The sequence below is a fragment of the Novosphingobium resinovorum genome, assembly GCF_001742225.1.
GTDB lineage: Bacteria > Pseudomonadota > Alphaproteobacteria > Sphingomonadales > Sphingomonadaceae > Novosphingobium > Novosphingobium resinovorum_A.
This window is the reverse complement of record NZ_CP017076.1, coordinates 1,557,188-1,578,122: the sequence shown is the minus strand read 5'-3', so window position 1 is coordinate 1,578,122 and position 20,935 is coordinate 1,557,188. Positions and strand designations below refer to the sequence as shown.

19 protein-coding genes and 2 pseudogenes are annotated in these 20,935 nt (G+C 61.2%); 8 read left to right on the top strand and 13 right to left on the bottom strand.

Features of this window, described 5'->3' with window-relative positions:
- Positions 1 to 35: 35 nt before the first annotated feature.
- A complete protein-coding gene (locus tag BES08_RS24260; protein ID WP_081799046.1) occupies positions 36 to 2,846 on the bottom strand; it encodes a TonB-dependent receptor in 2,811 nt (936 codons plus the stop codon).
- A gap of 223 nt (positions 2,847 to 3,069) precedes the next feature.
- Here BES08_RS24260 and BES08_RS24255 point away from each other — a divergent pair, with 223 nt between their 5' ends.
- On the top strand, positions 3,070 to 3,891 hold the full coding sequence (locus BES08_RS24255) for an IS5 family transposase (RefSeq protein ID WP_036526716.1): 822 nt from the start codon (positions 3,070 to 3,072) through the stop codon (positions 3,889 to 3,891).
- Positions 3,892 to 3,926: 35 nt separating this feature from the next.
- Positions 3,927 to 4,775, top strand: coding sequence for a LysR family transcriptional regulator (locus BES08_RS32095; protein ID WP_081799047.1), 849 nt, complete (start codon positions 3,927 to 3,929; stop codon positions 4,773 to 4,775).
- Positions 4,776 to 5,111: 336 nt separating this feature from the next.
- On the opposite strand, the gene BES08_RS24245 is transcribed toward BES08_RS32095, so the two are convergent.
- Positions 5,112 to 5,846 (bottom strand): helix-turn-helix transcriptional regulator, encoded by a 735-nt coding sequence (locus BES08_RS24245; protein ID WP_051586899.1) that lies wholly within the window; start codon positions 5,844 to 5,846, stop codon positions 5,112 to 5,114.
- Positions 5,847 to 5,936: 90 nt separating this feature from the next.
- On the opposite strand from BES08_RS24245, the gene BES08_RS24240 reads away from it, so the two are divergent.
- A complete protein-coding gene (locus BES08_RS24240) occupies positions 5,937 to 6,353 on the top strand; it encodes a VOC family protein (RefSeq protein WP_036526643.1) in 417 nt (138 codons plus the stop codon).
- Between the two features lie 78 nt (positions 6,354 to 6,431).
- On the opposite strand, the gene BES08_RS24235 is transcribed toward BES08_RS24240, so the two are convergent.
- The 8 genes and pseudogenes from BES08_RS24235 to BES08_RS24205 form a co-directional block, all read right to left on the bottom strand.
- The gene (locus BES08_RS24235) at positions 6,432 to 7,610 is read right to left on the bottom strand and encodes a histidine-type phosphatase (protein WP_197524499.1); all 1,179 of its coding nucleotides are present in this window, start codon (positions 7,608 to 7,610) and stop codon (positions 6,432 to 6,434) included.
- Between the two features lie 7 nt (positions 7,611 to 7,617).
- The gene (locus BES08_RS24230; RefSeq protein ID WP_231958353.1) at positions 7,618 to 8,748 is read right to left on the bottom strand and encodes a Ca2+-dependent phosphoinositide-specific phospholipase C; all 1,131 of its coding nucleotides are present in this window, start codon (positions 8,746 to 8,748) and stop codon (positions 7,618 to 7,620) included.
- Positions 8,748 to 11,384 carry a TonB-dependent receptor gene (locus BES08_RS24225; protein WP_069709540.1) on the bottom strand — a complete coding sequence of 879 codons (2,637 nt, stop codon included), beginning with the start codon at positions 11,382 to 11,384 and terminating at the stop codon, positions 8,748 to 8,750. The genes BES08_RS24230 and BES08_RS24225 overlap by 1 nt, the downstream gene beginning before the upstream one ends.
- 497 nt (positions 11,385 to 11,881) lie before the next feature.
- Positions 11,882 to 12,126: pseudogene (locus BES08_RS24220) on the bottom strand (IS5/IS1182 family transposase); the annotation flags it as partial.
- Entirely contained in the window at positions 12,105 to 12,374 is a 270-nt protein-coding gene (locus tag BES08_RS24215) for a UPF0149 family protein (RefSeq protein ID WP_036526650.1), read from the bottom strand. The gene BES08_RS24215 and the pseudogene BES08_RS24220, both read right to left, overlap by 22 nt.
- Positions 12,375 to 12,445: 71 nt before the next feature.
- Positions 12,446 to 12,646 (bottom strand): transposase domain-containing protein, encoded by a 201-nt coding sequence (locus tag BES08_RS34185; protein WP_231958373.1) that lies wholly within the window; start codon positions 12,644 to 12,646, stop codon positions 12,446 to 12,448.
- Positions 12,647 to 12,673: 27 nt separating this feature from the next.
- A pseudogene (locus tag BES08_RS34180) lies at positions 12,674 to 12,916 on the bottom strand (transposase); the annotation flags it as partial.
- A gap of 348 nt (positions 12,917 to 13,264) precedes the next feature.
- Complete coding sequence (locus BES08_RS24205) at positions 13,265 to 13,909, bottom strand: outer membrane protein (RefSeq protein WP_036526652.1); 645 nt, start codon at positions 13,907 to 13,909, stop codon at positions 13,265 to 13,267.
- A gap of 516 nt (positions 13,910 to 14,425) precedes the next feature.
- Here BES08_RS24205 and BES08_RS32085 point away from each other — a divergent pair.
- The gene (locus tag BES08_RS32085; RefSeq protein ID WP_081799049.1) at positions 14,426 to 14,641 is read left to right on the top strand and encodes a helix-turn-helix domain-containing protein; all 216 of its coding nucleotides are present in this window, start codon (positions 14,426 to 14,428) and stop codon (positions 14,639 to 14,641) included.
- A 340-nt stretch (positions 14,642 to 14,981) separates the two neighbouring features.
- Here BES08_RS32085 and BES08_RS24200 read toward each other — a convergent pair whose 3' ends face one another.
- On the bottom strand, positions 14,982 to 16,151 hold the full coding sequence (locus BES08_RS24200) for an IS5 family transposase (protein WP_197524498.1): 1,170 nt from the start codon (positions 16,149 to 16,151) through the stop codon (positions 14,982 to 14,984).
- A gap of 473 nt (positions 16,152 to 16,624) precedes the next feature.
- Between BES08_RS24200 and BES08_RS24195 the strand changes: the two genes are divergently transcribed.
- Both BES08_RS24195 and BES08_RS24190 read left to right on the top strand, forming a co-directional pair.
- The gene (locus tag BES08_RS24195) at positions 16,625 to 18,343 is read left to right on the top strand and encodes an AAA family ATPase (RefSeq protein ID WP_036526655.1); all 1,719 of its coding nucleotides are present in this window, start codon (positions 16,625 to 16,627) and stop codon (positions 18,341 to 18,343) included.
- 3 nt (positions 18,344 to 18,346) lie between these two features.
- On the top strand, positions 18,347 to 19,165 hold the full coding sequence (locus tag BES08_RS24190; protein ID WP_155986287.1) for an HNH endonuclease: 819 nt from the start codon (positions 18,347 to 18,349) through the stop codon (positions 19,163 to 19,165).
- A gap of 298 nt (positions 19,166 to 19,463) precedes the next feature.
- On the opposite strand, the gene BES08_RS24185 is transcribed toward BES08_RS24190, so the two are convergent.
- Positions 19,464 to 19,778: a hypothetical protein gene (locus BES08_RS24185; RefSeq protein WP_051586902.1), complete on the bottom strand. Its 315-nt coding sequence runs from the start codon at positions 19,776 to 19,778 to the stop codon at positions 19,464 to 19,466.
- On the opposite strand from BES08_RS24185, the gene BES08_RS24180 reads away from it, so the two are divergent.
- Positions 19,770 to 20,093: a hypothetical protein gene (locus BES08_RS24180; RefSeq protein ID WP_051586903.1), complete on the top strand. Its 324-nt coding sequence runs from the start codon at positions 19,770 to 19,772 to the stop codon at positions 20,091 to 20,093. The two genes, BES08_RS24185 and BES08_RS24180, sit on opposite strands and share 9 nt — an antisense overlap.
- Here the strand turns inward: BES08_RS24180 and BES08_RS24175 are convergent.
- On the bottom strand, positions 20,076 to 20,753 hold the full coding sequence (locus BES08_RS24175) for a DUF3320 domain-containing protein (RefSeq protein ID WP_081799052.1): 678 nt from the start codon (positions 20,751 to 20,753) through the stop codon (positions 20,076 to 20,078). The genes BES08_RS24180 and BES08_RS24175 overlap by 18 nt on opposite strands.
- On the opposite strand from BES08_RS24175, the gene BES08_RS24170 reads away from it, so the two are divergent.
- Positions 20,752 to 20,934 carry a hypothetical protein gene (locus BES08_RS24170; protein ID WP_036526656.1) on the top strand — a complete coding sequence of 61 codons (183 nt, stop codon included), beginning with the start codon at positions 20,752 to 20,754 and terminating at the stop codon, positions 20,932 to 20,934. The two genes, BES08_RS24175 and BES08_RS24170, sit on opposite strands and share 2 nt — an antisense overlap.
- Position 20,935: the final 1 nt, after the last annotated feature.

Genomic DNA, 20,935 nt, shown 5'->3' with positions numbered 1-20,935 from the left:
CGTGCTTCCGTTTCGCGGGTGGAGCGCCTCTATCGTCAGAATGATATGCGGGCGCCGGCCAGTACCCGTCGCCCCGAATAGGAATAGCTGCTCGGCAGTTCGGTCAGGAACTGCGCGACCTCGGCAGCCCCCAGTATGTTGACCGCCTCCACCGCCAGCGACACATTATCTGTAAGCTTGACCGAGGCACTCCCATCAAGCGTCCCGAAAGCTTTCGCGCGAACGCCCATGGTGGGCCCTTCGGATGCTGTGGAGAGATAACTGCCACGCCACGCATAGGACAGGCGGATGCCGAGCGGCCCTTTCTCGTAGTATCCTGTGACGTTGAAGTTGTTGCGCGACGCGGCTGTCAGCTTCTGAGGATCGGAGTTGTCGATGAAGGTGTAGTTGGCAGACACGCCGAGCCCATCCAATGGGCTCGGCAGGAAAGTGAAGGCCTGCTGGTAATAGAGTTCGAACCCTTTCAGCTTCACACCGCTGGCATTGGCCGGACTGTTGACCGTGAAACGCAGATCGCGGCTGGACAACAATCCGTCCGATCCGATTACCTGCACGGGAATGACCTGGCTCGTCGAAGTGCTGCGTATCAGCGAACCGAGATCCTTGTAGAAACCGGATACGCCGAAAACTGAACCTCGCCCGAAATACCATTCCGCCGTCAGGTCGGCATTATCTGACAGGAATGGATCGAGGAACGGATTTTTGCGGGTGATCGTGAGGGTGAGTCCGTTCACGGTCGTCGTTGGCGCGATGTCGGAAAGGTTGGGACGCGCGAGCGTGCGCGATAGCGCCAACCGGAATTGCAACTTGTCAGTGGCCTCGTAGCGAAGGTTCAGACTTGGCAACAGCTGCGTGTAGCTACGCCGCACCGTGACGGGAGCGGCCGGAGGCACGCGAGTTACCGAGCCGGCGGTGAAATCGATCGTAATGGCGCTGAGATCTGGGCTGACGCCGACCGAGTTCTGATTGGTGCGCACCAGGCGTGCGCCGATATTGCCGGTCAGCTTGCCGAAAGCGAAGTCAGCGCGCGCATAGCCCGCGATCGTTTCCTCTTTCACATCGGTGATCCCGGTAGGATCGTTGGTGTAGATGCCAGCGGCAATCAGATCGGCGGCGCTCTGTTTAAGGATGAAGGCGTCGGGATCGGAGACGAGCAACTGGGTCGGAAAACTCGCCGCCCCTCCATAGCTGCCAAGAAATTGGCCACTGCCCGCAGATACGATATGCATGAGCGGTCCGGCGCTGAACGAGCCCGGCAGTACCCCCGCAGGCAATCCGCCATAGAGCCCCGATATGCCCGCTGGCAGCACCGTAAGCCGGCGGTTGCCCTGGTAGCGGCTCCTGTCGGAATAGCGCCCGCCTATCGCCAGGCGGATCAATCCGCGATCACCGAAATGCCGGATGATATCGACCTTGGCATCGTACTGGCGGTCGGTGCTTTCGTTGCGGAACAGCCCGTTGACACTAGCAATACGGTAGTTTGCCGGGTCTTGCGACGCCGCGAGACTACTGCCGACGAAGCCTGCACTCGGCAGCTCGTCGCCGGGATCACTGGCGAAGTAGCCTTGGCCGATGAAGGTGGTCGCAAGCGCGATATTGCTCGTTGTCTGGCGCGACGAGGATCGACTGCCAGAGAACTCCACTCTGATGCGATCCTTTTCCCACTCGCCGCCGGCAACGATGTCGGAAATCGTGCCAATACTGTCTTCCACCCGCCCATTGGCTCGGATGTCGAGTTGCGCGAGTTCGATGTCGCTGACGGTGGGAATACCGTCATAGGGTGAAGTTATCGTCGCGGAGCTTAAGAGACCACGGGAGTTGGCGACGAACCAGTTGTTCTCGCTACGCTCTGAATGGACCTTGAGCCGTGTGTAAAGCACGTCCGCATAGAGCTTCAGATCGTCCGTGACACGATATTCCACCGAGCCGATGGCGCCGATCCGTTCGCGACTTTCCTGTGACAGCGAAAAATTTGGCACCCCTGGAATACGCACGCCGAGCTGTGGTTCGATTACGCCATTGCCGTTGAGATCCGTCGGCTGCGTGCCCGATCCCAGGCCCGTTCCTTCGGTCGGATAGTTGTAGACTGAAGCGAACGCGTGGGTTTCAGGGCGGCGCTTTGAGTATGAAATCCCGGCCGTGATCCCCAGGCGATCCCCGCCGAAAGTATCTGCGTAAAGCAATGACGCTCGGGGCGCGGCCTTGCCTGACGTGTCAGAATATTCGGCCTGGACTGACCCCGCCACGACACGTTTGCCGATTTCGAGCGCATGCGGTGTGCGAATATTGACAGTGCCGGAAAGTCCGCCTTCCTCGAGATCGGCGGTCGGCGCCTTGTATACTTCCAGCGCCCTAACAAATTCGGGAGCGAGGATCGAAAAATCGAAAGCGCGGCTGGCCGTCGCTTCAGCGCCGACGAGCGCATTCGCTACACTGCGGCCGTTGAGATTGACCTGAGTGAAAACCGCCGGCAGGCCACGGATGTTGACAGACTGACCTTCGCCGCGCGAACGGTTGATTTGGACACCTGAAATGCGCTGCACGGATTCCGCGATGTTAACGTCGGGATATCGGCCGATGTCCTCGGCACTGATGGCATCCACCACCGTGTCGGCATTCCGCTTGATGCTCACGGCATTGGCCAGGCTGGAGCGAATACCCTGAACCACGATCTCGTCCGAAGCTCCGTCCGCTGCCGTGCCGGCCGTTTGAGCGGCCGCTGCGGGTATGAAGGCCAACAACGCTAATGACATTGCGGTGCAGTGCCCTGCTCGGCGGGGTAACTCGGATAGTCCCGACAACCCTTCAAGATTCTCGATTAAGGAGTTTTCTTTGACCGCAGACATCGCCTAAACCCCAAACTCAACTGATTTTGTAGAGTTTGGGGTTTATGGGCAGAAGGCAGCGTCTTTCCAATGCATTCTTGATGCGGGTTTTATAACTGATGGTAATGCGTGTTGATCTAAGAGCCTGATCAGAAAATAAGTTGAGTGGTATCAGCAGGTTAGCTTGACGCTTTGGCCTGTCATTGATTCATGGGTTTCGCCAAAAACTACCATGGATTCAACGATGTGGACCGATACCACTCGCGCCCTTCATGCGCGAAGAGGGCTAGCTTTGCCAAGCGATTTGACGGATGCCGAGTGGGCGCTGCTGGAGCCATTGCTTCCACCTGCGTCTCGTGTCGGACGGCCCCGCAAATGGCCATTACGACGCATCGTCGAGGCAATTCTGTACCTACTGCGCGGAGGCCTGCCATGGCGGATGCTGCCGCCTTGCTTTCCGCCGGTGTCGAGCGTGCGGCATTGGTTCTACTTGTGGCGAGACAACGGGCTGTGGCTGACGATAAACCACACCTTGTTGATGATGGCCCGAGAAGCTGATGGGCGAGAGGCTTCTCCCAGCGCTGGCGTGATCGACAGCCAGTCGGTCAAGACGACCGAAAGCGGTGGCCTGTGCGGTTACGATGCAGCGAAGAAGATCAAAGGACGCAAACGGCACATCCTGACCGACACCGATGGAAATCTTGTCCATGCCGTTGTGCACGCCGCCGACATTCAGGACCGGGACGGGGCACCGCTGGTCCTTGGAGAAATCGTCAGGCGCTTCCCCTGGCTGCGTCACGTGTTTGCAGACGGCGGCTATGCCGGAAACAAGCTCAGGGAGGCCCTGCGCCGGATCGGAAAGTGGACCGTCGAAATCATCAAACGGTCCGATACTGCCAAGGGCTTCGAGGTCTTGCCGCGACGATGGGTCGTCGAAAGAACGTTCGCATGGCTGAGCCGCAACCGGCGTCTGGCAAAGGACTTCGAGGAAACCATCGCGTCCGCCACAGCTTGGCTCTTTATCGCATCCATCCAGCTATATGCTCGCCGCATCGCAAGGCCCTGATTGCCACGCCCGCAATTTTGAATCAGACACTAAACATGCTCGAGCATCTCGTGGCTGTCGCCGATGCGGAAAGTTTTTCCAAAGCAGGGCAAAAACTTAATCTAACTCAGCCAGCCCTCAGCCGCAGCGTGGCTGAAAGTGAAAGGCGATTGGGGGTAAAGATTTTCGATCGTCGAAGAAATGGGATTAGTCCGACGCCCTCGGGCACTGCAATCATTGCTGAAGCCCGGCGACTGCTGCAGCATGCGCTGAGTTTCGAACATAGCCTTTACCTGTTCGCTCGTGGTGAACTGGGTCAAGTAAGCTTTGCAATGGCCCCGATTGTCGCCAGCATAGCCTTGGCTCCGCTGACGACTGCCATGTTGGCGAAGTCACCGCGAATAGAGTTGCACCCATCAATAAATGTGTCGGACAAGGCGATCAACGACCTTCGATCCGATCTTATCGATGTCGCATTCTTGCCGATGTCGAAGTCAAATCCAAACATAGATGATTTAGAAATCGAATTTCTGTTTGATCTTTCTATATCCGTATTAGTTCGGGCTGGCCATCCGCTTGCAAGCGATTGCACGAATCTGGAAGATATTTGGCATTACAAGGTGGCATCCGGTACTGGGGTGGATTTTCCGCCGATCAATGCAGGATCGATAGTTTGCAGCAATTTTGACATACTAAAAAAAATTACTATGGATAGCGATGTAGTATGGTTCTCCTCGGATATGCTCGCTGAAGCAGAGCTGGCTTCGGGAAAACTCGTCAAGCTGTGCAAAATTGAGCCGGCCTGGCACTGTGCAATCGTGCATAAGCGAGGGCAGCTATCACCATCTGTCGAGACGCTAATTTCCGAGGTAAAAGCTCTATTTCTGCCAGCCGAAAGCCTGTGAGCTTGCGGGTAGGCTCTGGGCAGGAGATGTTAGTCGGGGGCGGCAGTTCAAATGAACGACGGTTCGCTTACACGATATAGGTTTCAAGTCCGGACCGTCGCCGAGGCCCAACTTTCCTGACGTTATGCGGTCTACGAACTCGCCCAAAATTATGTCCGCTTTCGGAAAGCTGGGAAAGGACTTTGAGCGGCAAGGATGGGCCGATTTCGTGGGATACGGCTACCAACCCAAAGGCACCTTGCTGAACTGCGGCGGCAGCAACATCGGTTATACCGGGAGGGGTTGATGTAAACGGGCTACCGTTCAACTGAGAGATGGCCGCAAACTGTGCCTAACTCAGTTCACGGTTACCGAGGCCGGGTTGCTGCCGCGATCATCTCGCGCGCGGTGCCGCGCCTGCAACTGTGCCAGATAATCACGCAGCAGCGGCACCCGGCGCGGACGAAAGCTCGTGCCGTTCACCCGGATATCGGCCATCCGATCGGTTCGGAACATCCGGAAATCTTCGCGCAGGCAGCACCAGCTCAGAGCGGTCACGCAGGTTTCGGTGTAGAACAGCGCAAGCGGCAGGATCGTCCTGTCGCTCATCGCGCCATCGCCATCGACATAGCGGATATCGACCGCCTGCTCCTGCCAGCATGCCGCCCGCAACGGTGCCAGATCGAGCGGCGCGGCATAGCGCGGCTCCGGGCGGAAAACTTGCGCGATCGCGTGGAGCAACTGCCGTTCGCGCTCGTCGGGCAGGGTCGCGGCGATTTTCGCAAGAACCGAATCGGCTGCCCGCGCCAGCGCCGGATCGCCCCAGGCGCGCACTTCGGCGAGCCCTAGCGCGAGCACTTCGATCTCGTCCCGGTCGAGCATTTGCGGTGGCAGCGCCGGATCTTCCAGAAGGCGATAGCCATAGCCGCGTGCGCCTTCGATCCGTGCACCGGCACTGCGCAGCGCATCGATGTCCCGGTAGAGGGAGCGCGGCGATACGCCCGTTTCTTCCGCCAGCCGCGCCGCCGTGAGCGGCCCCGCCATGGTGCGCATCGCGTGGAGCAGTCGAAGGAGACGATCGGATCGCGGCATGGCCTACTGACGGAAAATGGCAGTTGGGCCCCGCTATGCAAGAGGTGGCCGGCGAAAGCGAGTGCCGCCGTAGATCCAGGAGTTCAAGCAATGACCTTTGCCGTTACCACCCATCTCAATTTCCGGGGCCAGGCCCGCGCAGCCCTCGACTTCTACCAGCATGTCTTCGGCGGGGAACAGACTGTGATGACTTATGGCGCCATGGGGCAGGCCCAGCTTGCCGGGTCGCCCGATCACGTCATCTGGGGCCAGGTCGCCGCCCAGGACGGCTTCCGCATCATGGCGTTCGACGTGCAGGCGGGGCACGACCACGATGCCGGCACCAACGCCTTCTACGTCTCGTTGCGCGGGACGTCGGCGGACGCAGTCCGGCAGCGGTGGGAGGCGCTGGCCGAGGGCGCGGCGATCCTTCAGCCGATCGGCCCTTCGGCCTGGTCGCCGCTGTATGGCATGCTGGCCGACAAGTTCGGCATCACCTGGATCGTCGACGTCGACCCGCGCTCCTGAGGGCGACCGCCGTCCTTCTCACGCCTTGCGCCGCGTCGGCCGCAATGTCGCCCCGATTTACGATCACCTTCTAAGTGGTCACTTCGCCAAGCGCTGCCCGAATGTAGCGGCGAAGGCATCGTAGCGGCAGGGGTCCTTGGCGCAGCCGGGTAAACGCAGCGGCGTGAGCGAGACCTGCGCGCCCAGCCCCCGCAGCGCCTGGGGCGATTGGGTGCGGTAGGATGCGCGCACGTAGCGCAGGCCCGAGCGTGCATCGCGCAGGCGCTCGATGAGGATCGCACCGCCGGGGGGTACGTCGTTCGTGGCACACCCCTCGCCGCACAAGTCGACGCCCAGCGTAACGGCCAGCGCGGTCACGTTGGTGTCGTGGCCCATCAACAGTTCGAAAGCGGGGCCGTGGTCGAGCGTGTCGAGGATGCGCCGCCCCAGCGCGCTGGCCTGATGGGCCGCCATGTAGGGCGGCCGGGTGTAGACGGTGAACAGGTCCGCATGCAGACGGCCCAGCCGCTGCAATCCTGCCGCATCGATCCGGCCCCAGCCGACCTGCTGGACGGGCATGCCTTCCAGATACTGCAGCAGCAGCACTTGGGCGATGCCCGAGGCGCTGCGGATCGGGCCGGAAAGCGCGATATCGCGATCCCGCGCGGCGATGGCGGGCGCGGCCGGGGGCAGGCAATCGGCCTCGCCGCAACCCAGCACGCGGTTGAGCAGGGCGAGTTCCTTGCGGTCACGCGCGGCAAGCCGGGCCATGCCGCCGGTCGAGCGGTTGATATCGGCCACGGCCGCATCGGCATCGAACGCGGTCGCTTTCGCGCGCAAGGGCTCGAAGATCGGATCGGCCTGCGGTTCTTCTAGATGCGAGATCTTGATGGCGCACTGCGGCGCAAATCCGCGGAGATAGGCCGCTGCGCTGGCGATCACGCGCGGCGAGGCGTTGGCGACGATCGACACCGACCCGGCCTTCGGGCAACCGGCTGCATCCAGCAGGCCGCGCGACGCAAGCAGGCGACGGTCGCTTTCGGCGACGATCTCCAGCGCCCGTTTGCCGTGCGGCGTGACGACGCTTTGCGCGACGGGCCAGACCGGCCAGGGCCGATCGGTGCGCGTGCCTTCGGGTACTTCACCGTTCAGCGGCGCGCGGATGCCGTGGCGCATGACCAGTACCGCTCGCTCCGTCACCAGATCGCCCGGCGTAGTGGGCGCAGCGTGAGCCGCCGCCGGGATCAGCAGCGCCAGCCCGGCGAGGAGGGCGCGCATGGTCATCTCAGGGCTTTACGACGCACGGTCCGGCCACGCGCACGGGACTGCAGCCCGCCATCGCGCCGTTCGGCAGGGTGACGGTAAAGCGCAGGCCCAGCGGGTCGGGCGCACCAGGATAATAGTCGGTGCTGACCGCCTGCGCGCCGCTTTCGATCGCCGCGCGGGTCTTGGTGAAATCGTGGGTGCGCGCTTCGACGGTGTTGGCGTCGGTGCGGGTGCGCACGATCACGCCGGCCTTCACCCATTCGCGGATCTTCGCGCCATCGACGAGCGGGTCCTGCACGATCTGGATCGCGCTTTCCGGCTCGCCATCGGGATACCATCCGAACATCGCGCGTCCCCGCAGCGAGGGATGGCCGGCGCGGTACACGTCCGAAACCGCCTTGCGCACGTCGAACAGCACGTAGATCCGCCCGCGCGCCCTCTTCAGCGTGGGCCAGCCCTTCGTTTTCACCGCCCCGGCGAGCGTGGGAGCGTCGCCGCGCACTTCGTCGGGGGTGATCAGCCGCTTGTCCGGCAGCGCCTTGCGGATTTCCGCGTCCAGCGCATCGAGCAGGCGCGCATCGTCGAGCGGCAGCGGCTGCGTGATCTCGTGCGTGTTCGCGGTATCGGCGGCGTTGAGAGTCAGCATGATCGGCAGGTGGCCGGGGTGCGCCCGCGACCACGCGTTCACTTCGGTCAGGCAGACGACCAGGGTGGGGCACACGACGCGATAGTCGACGTCGGGAATGTGCAGCACCTTGTAGCCGGGCTTGCGCATCGCGGCCTCGTCGAAGCCCTCCTGCTTTGCGCGGGCCCGCTCGGCCGGGGAGAGCAGCGCCTCGCCCTTGGGGGCGGCGTAGCGGCCGCCCTCGGGATCGGCGAAGATGTCGATCTCCAGCTGACGCACGCCGGCATCGAGTTGGGCGGACAGCGGCAGGTGGTAGTAGTCCAGCGCCTCGGCCATCTTCGGATCGCGGCGGCGCAGTTCCGCCATCACGGCTGCGGGAATCCGTGTCTTGAAGCTGTTGTGCGAGCCGACGACCTGGATGTCGTTCATGCGCAGCGGCCCGGGAGCCGCCGCGTCCTTCGCCGATACCGGGGAGGCCATCGCCCCCCCGAGCATCAGCGCCCCGAGAACCGCAGCGCGCAGCATCAGAATTCCGCCCGCGCGCCGAACAGGATCGTGCGGCCGTAGTCGTTGATGTCGCCGTAGCGGATCGGCAGGTCGTTGTAGGTGTACTGGCGTGCCTTGGCGATGTTGATTGCCTCGAGGCTGAGCGTGACGTTGCTGGTCAGGCGATAAGCGATCGACCCGTCGAGCGAGCCGAACGAGGCGGTGTAGGTCGGTGCCTGCGTGGTGCTGCCGGTGCCCGACAGATAACGGTCGCGCCAGACGTAGGACAGGCGGGTCGAGATCGGGCCCTTCTCGAAGAAGCCGACCACGTTGAAGCTGTTCTTCGACAGGCCGATCATCTCGTCCTTGATAACGCGCGAACCGGCGGTGTAGTTCGCCTTGACCGAGGTGCGGGTGTACGACGCCTGGAAGCCCAGACCGTCGAACGGCTGCGGCAGGAAGGTGAATACCTGCTGGTAGGCCGCCTCGAAGCCGTAGACCTTGGCGTTGCCGCCGTTGACCTGCGTGCTCAGCTGCACCGTGCCGCGGCCCGGAATGTCGATCGGCACGTTCTGCTGGGTGATGTAGTCGTCCATCGCCTTGTAGAACACCGCGCCGGTGAGCGAGCCGGACTTGTTGAAGTACCACTCCAGCGACCCGTCGAACTGGGTGGCGAGGAACGGCACGAGGTCCGGGTTGCCGCCGCTGGCGGTCGGCGCGTCGGTCGAGATGGTGATGCGCGGGGCGCTGTCGGTCACGTTCGGACGGGTCAGCACGCGGCTGGCGCTGAGGCGACCGACGAGAGACGGCGTCGGTTCGGCGCGCAGGTTGAAGCTGGGCAGGACGTTGTTGAACGTCTTGTGATACTTGACCGGGGTAATCGCGTTGCCGCTGCGCAAGTTGCCGCCCGCGACCTGGTCGGTGTGGACGTAGCGCACGCCGATATTGCCGGTGACCGGCACCGAGCCCAGCGAGAAGTCGTAGTCGGCGCGGGCGTAGGCGCTCAGGATCTTCTCGGTGGTGCGGAACGAGGCGGCGAGGTCCGCCGGGGTCAGCGCCGAGTTCTCGACCGTGGGGGTGAAGAAGGCGTCGAGATAGGCGCTCGTCACCGGCACCAGGAAGTTACGCGGGATGTTGCCGCCCAGGCCCTGTAGATAGTCGTCGAAGGGCAGCTGTTCATAGGCACCCGAACCTAGGCTCGACAGCGGGGTGCCGGCCACCGGGTTGACAATGAAATCGCGGCGCGAATAGTCGCGCTTGCGGAACTGGTACTCGCCGCCGACCGCCAGCTTGGAGATGAAGCCCTCGAAATCGTGGGCGACATCGGCGCGGGTGTAGAAGTTCCAGTCCTTGCTGTTCTTGGGCGCGATGTTGAACTGGTAAAGCTGGTAATTGGCCGGATTGGTGGGATCGACCGTGGTATTGAAGTCCGGTACTTCCTTGTAGCCACGCGTTGCATCGTAGGTCAGCGGGGCGAAGAACATGGCGCGGCTGCGCACGGTACCGACGTCGTAGCTGGGGTGATAGCTGTGCGCGTAGGACCAGTTGACGGTGCCGGCGACATGCCAGGCATCATGATCCCATGTCTGGCGCAGGCCGACGTTGAACAGGTCGTGGCAGTTGAGGCTGTACTCGCGTGAGGCCATGAAGCGCACGTCGTTGATCGTCGCCTTCACCACGGTATCGCCATCGAGTACGACGCTGCCCGGTACGATGGTGGGACGGTGGCCGGCGACGCTGCTGTCGTCGGGATAGATGTCGAGACCGTATTCGTCGTAAGCCACGTCGAGGCGGGTGGCGAGGACGTTCAGCGTCGTCGTCATTTCCGGGTTCGGGCGCCACTGCATCGACAGCATGCCCGAGATGCGCTCGCGCTTTTCCGTCTCGACCGTCGCGCGGGTACGCGTGGGCAGGTAGAGACCGGTCTGGCCCAGCTGCGAGGCGAAGCGGTCCTTGTACCAGCCAGCGTTGTACCAGCGGTCGTTGCGCACGTCCTTGGCCCAGTACTGGCCGCCGACGAGGATGCCGAAGGTGTCGTCGTTGTTGACCCAGCTGGTGATCACGGTGGCGTTCGGCTTCACCTTGCCGGTCTGCTCGGTATACGTGCCGCGCACGTTGAGCGTTGTCTTGGTGCCGACGTCGAACGGCTCGAAGGTCTTGACGTTGATGTTGCCGCCCAGCGCGCCTTCGGTCATGTCGCCGGTGGGCGTCTTGATGACGTCGATGCTGGAGGTGAACTCGGCTGGCAGCATCTCGAAGCGGAACTGGCGACCGGCGGCGCCGCCGTTCTCGATCACTTCGTTCACCGCCACCGGGCTGCCGTTCAGCAGGGTGTTCTGGAACTGCGGGCCAAGGCCGCGCACGCTGACATTCAGGCCCTCGCCACGCGGACGGGTGATCGCGACGCCGGTGACCAGCTGCAGCGCCTCGGCGACGTTCTGGGTGGGGAACTTGCCGATGTCGGTCGAGTTGATCGAATCGACCTGGTACGATGCGGTGCGCTTCGCCTCTGTCGCGGCGCGCAGGCTGCGGGCGTAGCTGCCGGTGACGACGATGTCCTCGCCGTTGACGCCAGCCTCGGCATCCGGCTCGGTTTGGGCGGATGCGGGAAGTGCGATGGCCGCGAACAGGATGGCCGACGTCGACGACGCCAAGACCCGCTTGGTGATACGCATGTGAGATGTGCCCCGAAGTGATTTTTATGTTGGGCGCCCACTAGAAACCACGCATGACGTTTCGCCGTCAAAGCCGTGACGGTTCGATGACCTCTGCAATTTTATGGAAATATATTTCGATGTGTAGCGTCGTGGCGCCAACCTTGGTTCGACAGGGCAAATGCTGAATGACAAAAATATGGAGCAGTTCGATGAGTTGCTTCCCCTCTGAATGTGGATTTTCTCCGGGTCTAAATCAGCATCCTAAAAGCCCTTCGCCGACATGTGAGTTGAAGTGGGGCGAATCCGCTATTCTCTCACCGATCGTCGGAAGAAGGCTTGTGGTCGACACCTGTCGGGATTGCGGACCGTCCGCACCTAGGAATCGAAAATTGACGGCTAAGCGGCCGATAAGGGTCGGGTGCGATGGGGCGGGCCTTGGGACAGGCCGTGTAAAAACGAGACGGGGGAGCGGTCCATAATTTTGAAGGTGGGCGCTGTAGGTTGAGCATTGACGCTTAGGTCTGGATTGCGCCGATCAGTGGCTGGACGCCGAGGATGGCGATCAGCCTTTTGAAGGTATAGGCGAGGATGTTAAGGCTGATCTCCGTTCTCACGCCCTTGAGTGTCTTCATTTGGAAGTGTGTCGAGCCCATCCAGGCTTTCAATGTGCCGAACGGATGCTCGAAAGTCTGTCTGCGGATCCGCATTGCCTCTGGCGCACGATCAAGCGCCGCTCCATCACCTCGACGACCGCCTCATGCCCTTCATCCATCCCCGGACCCTGCCATGGTCAGCCTTCTGCCCCCTTTCAGAGAAGCTGGGTTGATAGCTCGGCCATCCCTTTTGAAGCTCCGCTTCAATCGCCTTGAACCGTGCCAGAACGGCGGCGAGGGCCTGCTCCATTCTGGCTTGATCCGTCACCGGGGGGAGCGCGGTCCGCAAGTCGGCGATCAAGTCGGCGATTTCCAATTCTGGTGTCACCAGCACGCCGGTCAGGTAGCCGTCCATCTCCAGTGGCGGGAGGAGAGCGGGATCCTAGACGAGAGGTGTGAACAGAGCGGAGTGAGGTTGTGACGTGTTCATGCAGCCTCAGCCGTCTCGCGTGGGTCCTGCCAGCGCCATGGCAGCAGTGCATCGATCCGTTTGATTGGGTGATTGCCAATGCGCGCAATGACGTCGGTGGACCAGGCTTCGGGCTCAACACCGTTCAGGCGGCACGCTTCGGCAAGCGAGTAAAATAGCGCCGAGGCATCCCCGCCCTTGGTGGACCCGACGAACATCCAGTTGCGGCGCCCCAGAGCAACGCCGCGCAGGGCAGTCGACACCGGAGGAAAGCATTTTGGTAGAAGTCGCCACGCACACCTGCTCGCGGCTATATACAACATCGCATTGAGGACTTCGCGCCTGTCTGCCGTTCGAGGTCGGCCTCCGCGCCTTGCTGGAGGCACGAATGGCGCTGCCAACGCCCACTCAACATCGGTCAAATCCGATGGATATCGCAGTCCCTCCCGGCTATGCTTGCGGCGGGCGGTACCAGTCCATGTCACCATTCACTTCATCTCTTCGCAAAGAGGCGTGAATCACAACATGCTGGTATTGCTCAACAACTTTCGGATGAGGCTCTTATTTAACGAAGCTCATTTCGGTTCTAGGTGACTAGCGGCGAATTGATCGCACCGGTCGCGATTGCGCCGCCGATTCTGAAACCGCCAAACATGCGCTCGATGCGGTAGCGCCACTTGTGGGTTGCCCGGCCATGCTCAATCGTGATCCGGCGCATTGATCGGCCATGTTTGAAGGCCTGCCGCACTTTCCGGTCCATACCTCCCACACAACCAAAAGGGGCCCGTACCTTCCGGCGCGGGCCCCTTGAGGCTGTCATCGAGGTCCGGCGACGCTTACTTGAAACGAATGCCGATGCCGCCCATCACGCGCTGACGGCTGCTATTGCCGTGATAGTTTGAATATACGTACTGTGCACTCGCATAAACCGGAAGGCGTCCTTGCGTCAGAGAGAATTCGACGCCGCCGCCGACTTGATAGCCGTCAGCGCGGTAGTGATCGTACACGAGTGTATTGCCTACGGGTCCTTCAATGCGCTTGCGTTGTTCGCCGTTTACGTAGCCGGCCTTACCAAAGATCAAAACGTCCGGAGTGGCTAGAAAGCCGGCTCGTACAGCAGCGCCCCATTCTTCAAACGCCTTATGGTCGATACTGTTTCCATTGGCGAGCGCCGTGGTGTTCTCGTTGCCCTTACCGGGCTTCCAGAAACTGCCTTCCGCACCGATCACGACGCGCTCACCCAAAGTGCCGTCGAAGCCGATTGTACCACCATAACCAAACTTGTCGTTGTGGTTACCCTCCGACTGAAAGCGGTCACCGCCAAAGTTACCTTCAAGGCGGATGCCGCGAAAGCTAGTGCCGTTTTCGGCCACGATCGGCGCATTCGTCGAAGCGTCGACGCCTGCATCCTGAGCCATTGCCGACGTGGACGCGATTCCCGCAGCAACAGCGACTGCAAGGGAGAGCGGCTTGAAAGTCATGGAAGTATCCTCTGGAGTGTCATTCGAATGGCAAAAGATGGAAAAGCCCATCAAGTTTCCGAGGACCGCGGCAATCGGTTGAAACTACGAAAGCATGTGACCAAATTGCAACACTGATGCGACCGCTCATGATGTATCAACGGGAAAAAAATGCCGCTCGATCATATGATCAATGAGCGCACTCCAGCGAGGATTTCGCCGTGTAAGCTGAGCCGTTTACGGGTATCACAACCGATTGCTCCTGCGTTGAAAGACATCGGGAGATTCGTGAGCTGTGTGCGAATTGATAGTCTCACCGATGAAAAATACCTGCAGGGTCAATACCGGTTCTCGCCAAACGCACGAGATACGTTAGGCAAGGCCAACTGGCTGCTAATGTGCACTTCTGCACTATCGGATGAGTTGTACCAAGCCCCAAAAGGCATTCTTTGTAATCGTTCACATGGGAAAAATCACCATTCCATATGCACTTGAAAATGAATACCTCCCTTATGATGGTTAATAAAGGGGGAACCTATGATTCGACTTGCTGAAAATGCACCGGTGCTGACAAGGCGTGAAGCCGAAGTCGTCCGCCTCGTCGCTGACGGCTACTCGGCAAAAGAGGCAGCATTAAATCTTAAGATCGCGCCGTGCACGGTTGAACGGCATATCGAGAATGTCCGGCTGAAAACGCGGGCGCGTAACCGAGCACATATGATCGCGCACGTCGTATTTGGCGGTCTGATCTAAAAGTAATCGGCCGGAACTTTCAGGACTTCGGGAAACCAGTCGTCGAAAGCGGGCCGAGAATAGCACGAATTTAGAAGCCCGCATTCTCAATCGCGCAACCCATACGATGTCCGGTCTCTGTAGACCGAGGCGATGGAATGCGCGCGGTCTTTCACCCGGCTGTAGGCGAGTCGCCAATTCGGATTTCCAGCGCGATCTTGGCGAGGAGCGTGCTGGCGCATGGCCTCGATGCAGTCGGCGTAGATAGCTTGTCGGTCGTGAACAATGCGATGTTCGTTTCGGCGACGGGTAGATTGCGTCCGATGTGCCGTGAGGGGTTTATCGAACTGGTACGCTGCTTTCAGGCAGCGGCCATTTTGGGCAGGGCTGGGGATAGCCAGGCGGCGATGAGGGCGCGCAAAATCGCAGTCAGCCATGCGACGAGCAACCTGAGATAGTGCCCCGCGGCGACCAGGATGGCGTTGATGGCATCGCCGGTGGCACCGGCGAGGTGATTGCGCTCGAGCAGGCCATCGGACTTGGTGTGACCGATGATCGGTTCGATGGCATTTTGTCGCCTGAGCTCGCGCTTGATCGTGGGTGAGGTGATCCCGCGAGTGTGGGCGATATAGACCCTGGCCTGCCCGCCATGCTGGTGCCCTTTGTAGCCGCGATCGACATAAGCCCGCTCAACGGTGACGCCGGTCAGGCGCTCGACTTGCTCGATCTGCCCGGACAGGGTGTGGCCATCATAGGGGTTGCCGGGCAACGCCTGCATGCCGACGATGAACTGGCCACCGGCGGTGCGGGCGTTTGTCACCGCGATCGAGGTCTTTACCCCGAACTCGTAGCGGGTCCGCGCCTTGCCCTTGGCGATGCATTCCACCTCGGGCGCGTGCAGGGCATAAAGCTTGTCTGTGCTGCCAGCCTTCTGGGTGAGGATCTTCGCCACCCGCTCGCGGACGACGGCAAAGGCGGCCTCGAGTTCCTCATTTCCGGCGATTTTGCAGCCGATATCGCGGTCGAGCCGGCCCAGACAGGTGCGAAGTTTGCGCACCCAACGCATCGCCTGCTTGTGACCGCGCCCGTTGATCAGCCAGGAGACATTGCGCCGAGCCTGGCGGCCCACCCGCAGGAATGACTGGCGCAGCTTGATGCCGTGCTTGCGGGCAATCCGGTTCAGCCACTCGATGCCTCGTAGCAGCAGGTGGCTGTCGGTGGGATGGGCAATCGCATTGGTCTGTACAGTCGTATCCACCGTCACCCACTCGCAGGCCTGCGGCGGCATTGCCCTGGTTTCCATCGCCACGCGCAGCGTCTCGGCGAGCAGAAGTTCCAGCTTGTCGGCCCCGATCCGGTTCCGCCAGCGCGTCATCGACGAACGATCCAGTGGCAGCTTGTGGCGGAAGTGCTGCTCGCCGCAAAAGAATTGGTGGTACGGGTTCTCGACCCAGCGGGCGCAGACGGCTTCGTCCGACAGGCCCTCCATGTGCTTGAGCAGGTGCAGGCCTGCCATTAGCCGCGTCGACATGGCCAGCCTGCTCCAACTGAGACGATCAGGCTCGCCTACGTTGAGAGCGGGAACAGAATCGGATTTGGCGTGAACCATGAAGCGAGCGTGTCGGTGAAAGTTATGACCATGACATGACGGATTGGTTGCTAAGGGTCGGGAGCCGACACCGCGTAAGCGTCATCTATCCTCACACTTGTTTCCGATCCGGACATTCCGCAATCGGCCAGTCCAAGGCATCCAGAATGAGGAAGCTGCCGGTCCGCACCTGAGAGCGTAAAAATGGGTGCTAAATGACCGACAAGGGTCGGCTGCGATGGGAAGGCTTGGGACATTTCAGCCATTCGCGAGCATACTCGGAAGCCGTGGGTTTCGGTCTAAGCGGACGTTCGCGGATCCGTGGCAATCGAGTTGGCTTGCGGAAGGTAACGGCGTCCTTAGAACGGCAAGTGAGCCGGAGTTACTGGATCGATTTTCAACAGCAGGTTTTAAGAATGCCCGAAATCATTCCGGCTAACGTCCCGGTCGACATCTACATCGCGAAGGCCCTTGGCCAAGTGGCGGACCTTCCAACGCCGGTCATTGCTATCGTGCCCGTGCACGACAACTGGAACGATTACGGGAGAAACTTCTTCGCGCGTCTTCACATCCGCGCGGAGGGTGTAGAGCCGATAGAGATTCGCATGCGGCTGATGTTCGAGGGTGTAAATCGGAGCGAGTTCGAGTTTACCCGGCTGCTCAATGAGCACGGCGATGTGTTTCTGATCGATGTGGTCGAAACACCGTTCGCGTCGCTGCTCGTCGACGTCGAGCACTATCAACAGGTGATCGGCGCGCTAGGCTTCGAGGTCGGCGTTAGTGCGCTCCGCAAGCTCCACGACGCAACCGTTGCGCGAACGGAAGGGGTAGATCAAGCGCTCCTCGACCTGATCGATGGCGAGGAGTTTCACTTCGGAGCGCTGAGGAACGGAGGAGCCTATGACTCGCTCCGACGGGGGAGCCGCTTCTTCCGGCCAGACATTCCGGCCCCGGTTGAGGATGCTGCGATCAACTTCGTCTTCTCTGCCCACGTGCGCAGCGCTGACAACCTTTACACCCTGCCTTTCCGTTTCCACCGAGATGGCATCTTCCGCGACAGAGCCTCTGTCCTCATCGGAAGAAATGGGGTCGGCAAAACCCAACTGCTCAAGGCGATCGTCGACGGTCTGCATTCGAACCATGCGGCCGGCTTCCTCCGCCCTCACTTCCTACCCGCGTTCCGACCCTCGCGGGTTATTGTCTTCTCATCTGTGCCTACCGACCCGTTCCCCCGCTGGATTGGACCATGGCACGGCATCGACTATGAATATTTCGCGGTGAACGCATCCGGCGAGGAAGGTGCCGATCCGCTGCTCGTCGCACTTGTAGCCTGCAAGAAGTCGGAGGATCGGAAGGGATTCGGCGAGAACCGGGACATGTCGCGTCTGGACGTGGTCGAGGCCGCGCTCGACGCGATCGGACTGTGGGACCGGCTGCACCTTCCGCTACGCCCCAGGCGCCCGGGTGACGAGCTTCCACACGTCATCGAACCGGGAAATCAGAGCTACTTCCCGATCGGTAGGCGGCTCAGCGAGCAGAACACCATCCGGCTCATTCAGCAGATCGACTGGAACCGTCCGGCAATCGTCCTCGACGAGCAGATGGAACCTCGCCGATTGAGCAGCGGCGAATACGCAATGCTGCGCTTTGCCGCCCAATCGGCGGCGGCGATCGAACAGGGCAGTCTCCTGTTGCTCGATGAACCTGAGACCCACCTACATCCAAACTTCGTGTCCGACCTAATGGATATCTTGGACAACCTGCTGCAATCGACGAAATCAATCGCGCTGATCGCTACGCACTCAGCGTACGTGGTACGCGAGACTCCGCGCGTTCGGGTGAACATCCTAACGCTGGAAGGCCGTGAGATTCGAATCGACACACCGCGCATGCAGACGTTCGGCGCGACGATCGACAGCATCTCGCAATTCGTTTTTGGCGATACCAGCATCTCGCACCGATACCAGAAGACGCTCTCGGACTGGGCCGACGGCACTGGCCGGCATCTAGGACTTGACGGCGTGATCGAGGAGTATGGAGCCGAACTCAATTCGGAAAGTCTGTCTTTCATCGCGCGCAGGCTCGCCCAACCCCCAACAGCGGAGCCCGCCCCGGAAGAGCCGCAGGCGTTTTGAACGATGCAACATCTTTCCATGCCGGCCACCGCAGCCGAGGACGAAGCGGTCGTGAGAAAGCTCGCCAAGAAGGCTGAGTGGAAGCCGCATGAGACTGACTGGCTCACCGCCTACCAGACATACCGCGCGAACAGCGGCAGCCCCTTCGCCGTCAACGCTCATGATTTTGGTCCTGGCGTCGGCAAGCGACAATATGACCTCTATGACAGTCGCAAGGGCTCCGGCGATCTGAAGCGAATGCGTCAGAAGGCAGGTCTGAAGTCATGCCCGGTCTGCGGATCGCCGGTGACCGGCGACCTCGACCACTATCTGCCCCGCGACATGTATCGCGAGTTCTCGATCATGCGGGCCAACCTTGTTCCCGCATGCCGGCATTGCAATTCCGGCGTGAAGGGCACGACTGTCCATGGAGGGAATCCGCGTCGCTTCATTCATCCGTATTTTGACACCTGGGCGGCCGATGCTCTCTGGGACGTCGAGATCGTCCCTCCCTACAACGCAGCGACGTTCAGGCCTCGCGTCATGGCTGGACTTCCGGCGCCGAGGGATCAGATCGTCGCCTTTCACCTCGACAACGTGCTTGGCACGCAATTTCACCTCTCGATGGCGACTGATTGGTCGACCCTCCCCGGCCAGATAAAGCTGCGGGACCCCATCCTCAGTCTCCAGAGCGTCACGGATCAGATCGGCCTCGAACTGCGCGTTGCTCTGATGTCCAGGGGCGTCAACAGCTGGCAGGCTGCGTTGATGCGCGGGATTTTGGCAGAACCGGCAGCGATTGCGCACCTCCTTCAGGAAGCTATCGTAGCCCTGCTGCCATAGGCAGCTCTTCGGCGGGGTTTGAGATCACCCCCCATCGCCCCCTGACAGCGGCCCACAGGCCATGTGAACTCGGTAGCCGGAAATAAATATACGTCAGCCTCTGGCATATTCGGCGGGGCGAACGAGCAGCAGAGAATAAGGCTAGTTGCTGCTCAGCAGCTTTAAGGCAGGCGAACGGAGGGGTTTGGAGAAAGCGGTTGTTCGCACCACTGCCGACGCATAGCGTATATTGGTCGGCTGCCGATGGTCTCCTTGAAAGGAGAAGCCCGGCAGCATCACGCCGCCGGGCCTCACTGGTTCAAGCCGCCTGAGGCAGCGCCTGTTCGGCTTCGGCGGGGGCGGCTTCAGCCCCTTCCGTCGCCTCGGCCCCGGCTTCCTCCTCATCGCAAAGCGCGGCCAGACGTGCGGCCCGTTCGGCGCTGCCGACCCCGCCCCGTGCCGTGTAGGCGCTCGCCGGGAAGGCCATCCAGCGCGGCACCCAGCTCTCGCGCTTCCGCCTGCCATTGGTCCCGGTCAGGCAGCCACGGATGATGCCCCGCTGGACCTTGCTCGTCGCCTTGGCGTTTTCCGCAGCGACCTGATTACCCGCAACCTCGACCAGCAGATGGCCCATCACCTCACGATCGCGCACCGCATCGAGCATGGCAACGCCCATGTGCTGGCCCAGCAATTCGATGATGCCTGTTCCGACGTCCAGCGTTTCGCTCATGACCACCGCAAGGACGCGCATGACATCGGCATCGTCCATGGCGATCAGCCGCTGAACCAGACCGCAAATGCCCTTCCCATCGGCATCGCCGCCGGCGACTGTGGCCGTCTCGGCATCCAGGCCAAGCAGGGCCAGAACCTCGCGTCGCCGGGCATCGAACAGACTTCCGACAGGCAGCCCTCGACGCTCTCGGCCACCGCATCAGTGGGTGACTTCTGAGGTTCGATCCGCACCGTCCACAGCCCCGAACCCATGATGACATGCGCCACCATCACCCGCAGCGACAGGCCGGTATCCTCGACCAGCTTGGCCCGGACGGCAGCATGCCTGCTGGATTCTGCCGCCTGCGCGCTTGAGACCCCATGCCGATCGGATACGTTCGATCACCTCGTCGATATGGACAGGTCCCTCGATCCGGACGGCTTCCTCGACGAGCGCGGCGAGAACCCCGACGGCGGTTTCGTGCAATTCGCCGTCGTGGAATGCCGGACGAGAGATAACGGCCTCTATATAGAGGTTGGCACTTGCCGCCTCAGCGACTTCATCCGCGCAGATGATGCCCATTTCGGTTAAGTCCTCGCGCTCGACGCTGTAGATCTCGAACCGTGCGGACCGGTTGGCCTCTGCACCGGCATCGGCGTCATGCTCGGCTTTGGCCGCTTCGATCTTGGTGACGATGGCATCGATCTGCTCGTTGGGGCGATAGAACCAGTCGGTGCTCCACAGCCGATGGATCGTCCATCCGTGGCTCTCGAGCACGGATTGACGCAAGCGGTCACGCTCGCGCGCGGAGCGCGCATCATGATAGGCGGCGCCATCACATTCAATGCCGAGAAGGTAACGCCCAGGGGGTTCCGCGTCAGCGACGGCAAGGTCAATGAAGAAGCCGTTCCGATCCGCCCAGGCTCAGACTGCCGCTCTTTCGGCCGGAGTCCGCGACGCCGACCGCGTCCATAGCGCCGCACCCGATCAAATGCCAAAAATGCGCGCGAACCGTCCACGCGGCAGTGTGAAGCCGCGCAGCATGGCGATCGCGTTGCAGAGCAGGTCGCTGATCTGAG

Excerpts from the sequence above, each read along its gene's own strand:
- BES08_RS24225 (WP_069709540.1), bottom strand. The coding sequence starts at position 11,384 with ATGCGTATCACCAAGCGGGTCTTGGCGTCGTCGACGTCGGCCATCCTG.
- BES08_RS24200 (WP_197524498.1), bottom strand. The coding sequence starts at position 16,151 with ATGTCGACGCGGCTAATGGCAGGCCTGCACCTGCTCAAGCACATGGAG.
- BES08_RS24185 (WP_051586902.1), bottom strand. The coding sequence starts at position 19,778 with ATGGGCCATCTGCTGGTCGAGGTTGCGGGTAATCAGGTCGCTGCGGAA.
- BES08_RS24180 (WP_051586903.1), top strand. The coding sequence starts at position 19,770 with ATGGCCCATCACCTCACGATCGCGCACCGCATCGAGCATGGCAACGCC.
- BES08_RS24230 (WP_231958353.1), bottom strand. The coding sequence starts at position 8,748 with ATGCTGCGCGCTGCGGTTCTCGGGGCGCTGATGCTCGGGGGGGCGATG.
- BES08_RS32085 (WP_081799049.1), top strand. The coding sequence starts at position 14,426 with ATGATTCGACTTGCTGAAAATGCACCGGTGCTGACAAGGCGTGAAGCC.
- BES08_RS24215 (WP_036526650.1), bottom strand. The coding sequence starts at position 12,374 with ATGGACGGCTACCTGACCGGCGTGCTGGTGACACCAGAATTGGAAATC.
- BES08_RS32095 (WP_081799047.1), top strand. The coding sequence starts at position 3,927 with ATGCTCGAGCATCTCGTGGCTGTCGCCGATGCGGAAAGTTTTTCCAAA.
- BES08_RS24240 (WP_036526643.1), top strand. The coding sequence starts at position 5,937 with ATGACCTTTGCCGTTACCACCCATCTCAATTTCCGGGGCCAGGCCCGC.
- BES08_RS24260 (WP_081799046.1), bottom strand. The coding sequence starts at position 2,846 with ATGTCTGCGGTCAAAGAAAACTCCTTAATCGAGAATCTTGAAGGGTTG.
- BES08_RS24235 (WP_197524499.1), bottom strand. The coding sequence starts at position 7,610 with ATGCGCGCCCTCCTCGCCGGGCTGGCGCTGCTGATCCCGGCGGCGGCT.
- BES08_RS24255 (WP_036526716.1), top strand. The coding sequence starts at position 3,070 with ATGTGGACCGATACCACTCGCGCCCTTCATGCGCGAAGAGGGCTAGCT.
- BES08_RS24195 (WP_036526655.1), top strand. The coding sequence starts at position 16,625 with ATGCCCGAAATCATTCCGGCTAACGTCCCGGTCGACATCTACATCGCG.
- BES08_RS24245 (WP_051586899.1), bottom strand. The coding sequence starts at position 5,846 with ATGCCGCGATCCGATCGTCTCCTTCGACTGCTCCACGCGATGCGCACC.
- BES08_RS24170 (WP_036526656.1), top strand. The coding sequence starts at position 20,752 with ATGAAGAAGCCGTTCCGATCCGCCCAGGCTCAGACTGCCGCTCTTTCG.
- BES08_RS34185 (WP_231958373.1), bottom strand. The coding sequence starts at position 12,646 with ATGTTCGTCGGGTCCACCAAGGGCGGGGATGCCTCGGCGCTATTTTAC.
- BES08_RS24190 (WP_155986287.1), top strand. The coding sequence starts at position 18,347 with ATGCAACATCTTTCCATGCCGGCCACCGCAGCCGAGGACGAAGCGGTC.
- BES08_RS24205 (WP_036526652.1), bottom strand. The coding sequence starts at position 13,909 with ATGACTTTCAAGCCGCTCTCCCTTGCAGTCGCTGTTGCTGCGGGAATC.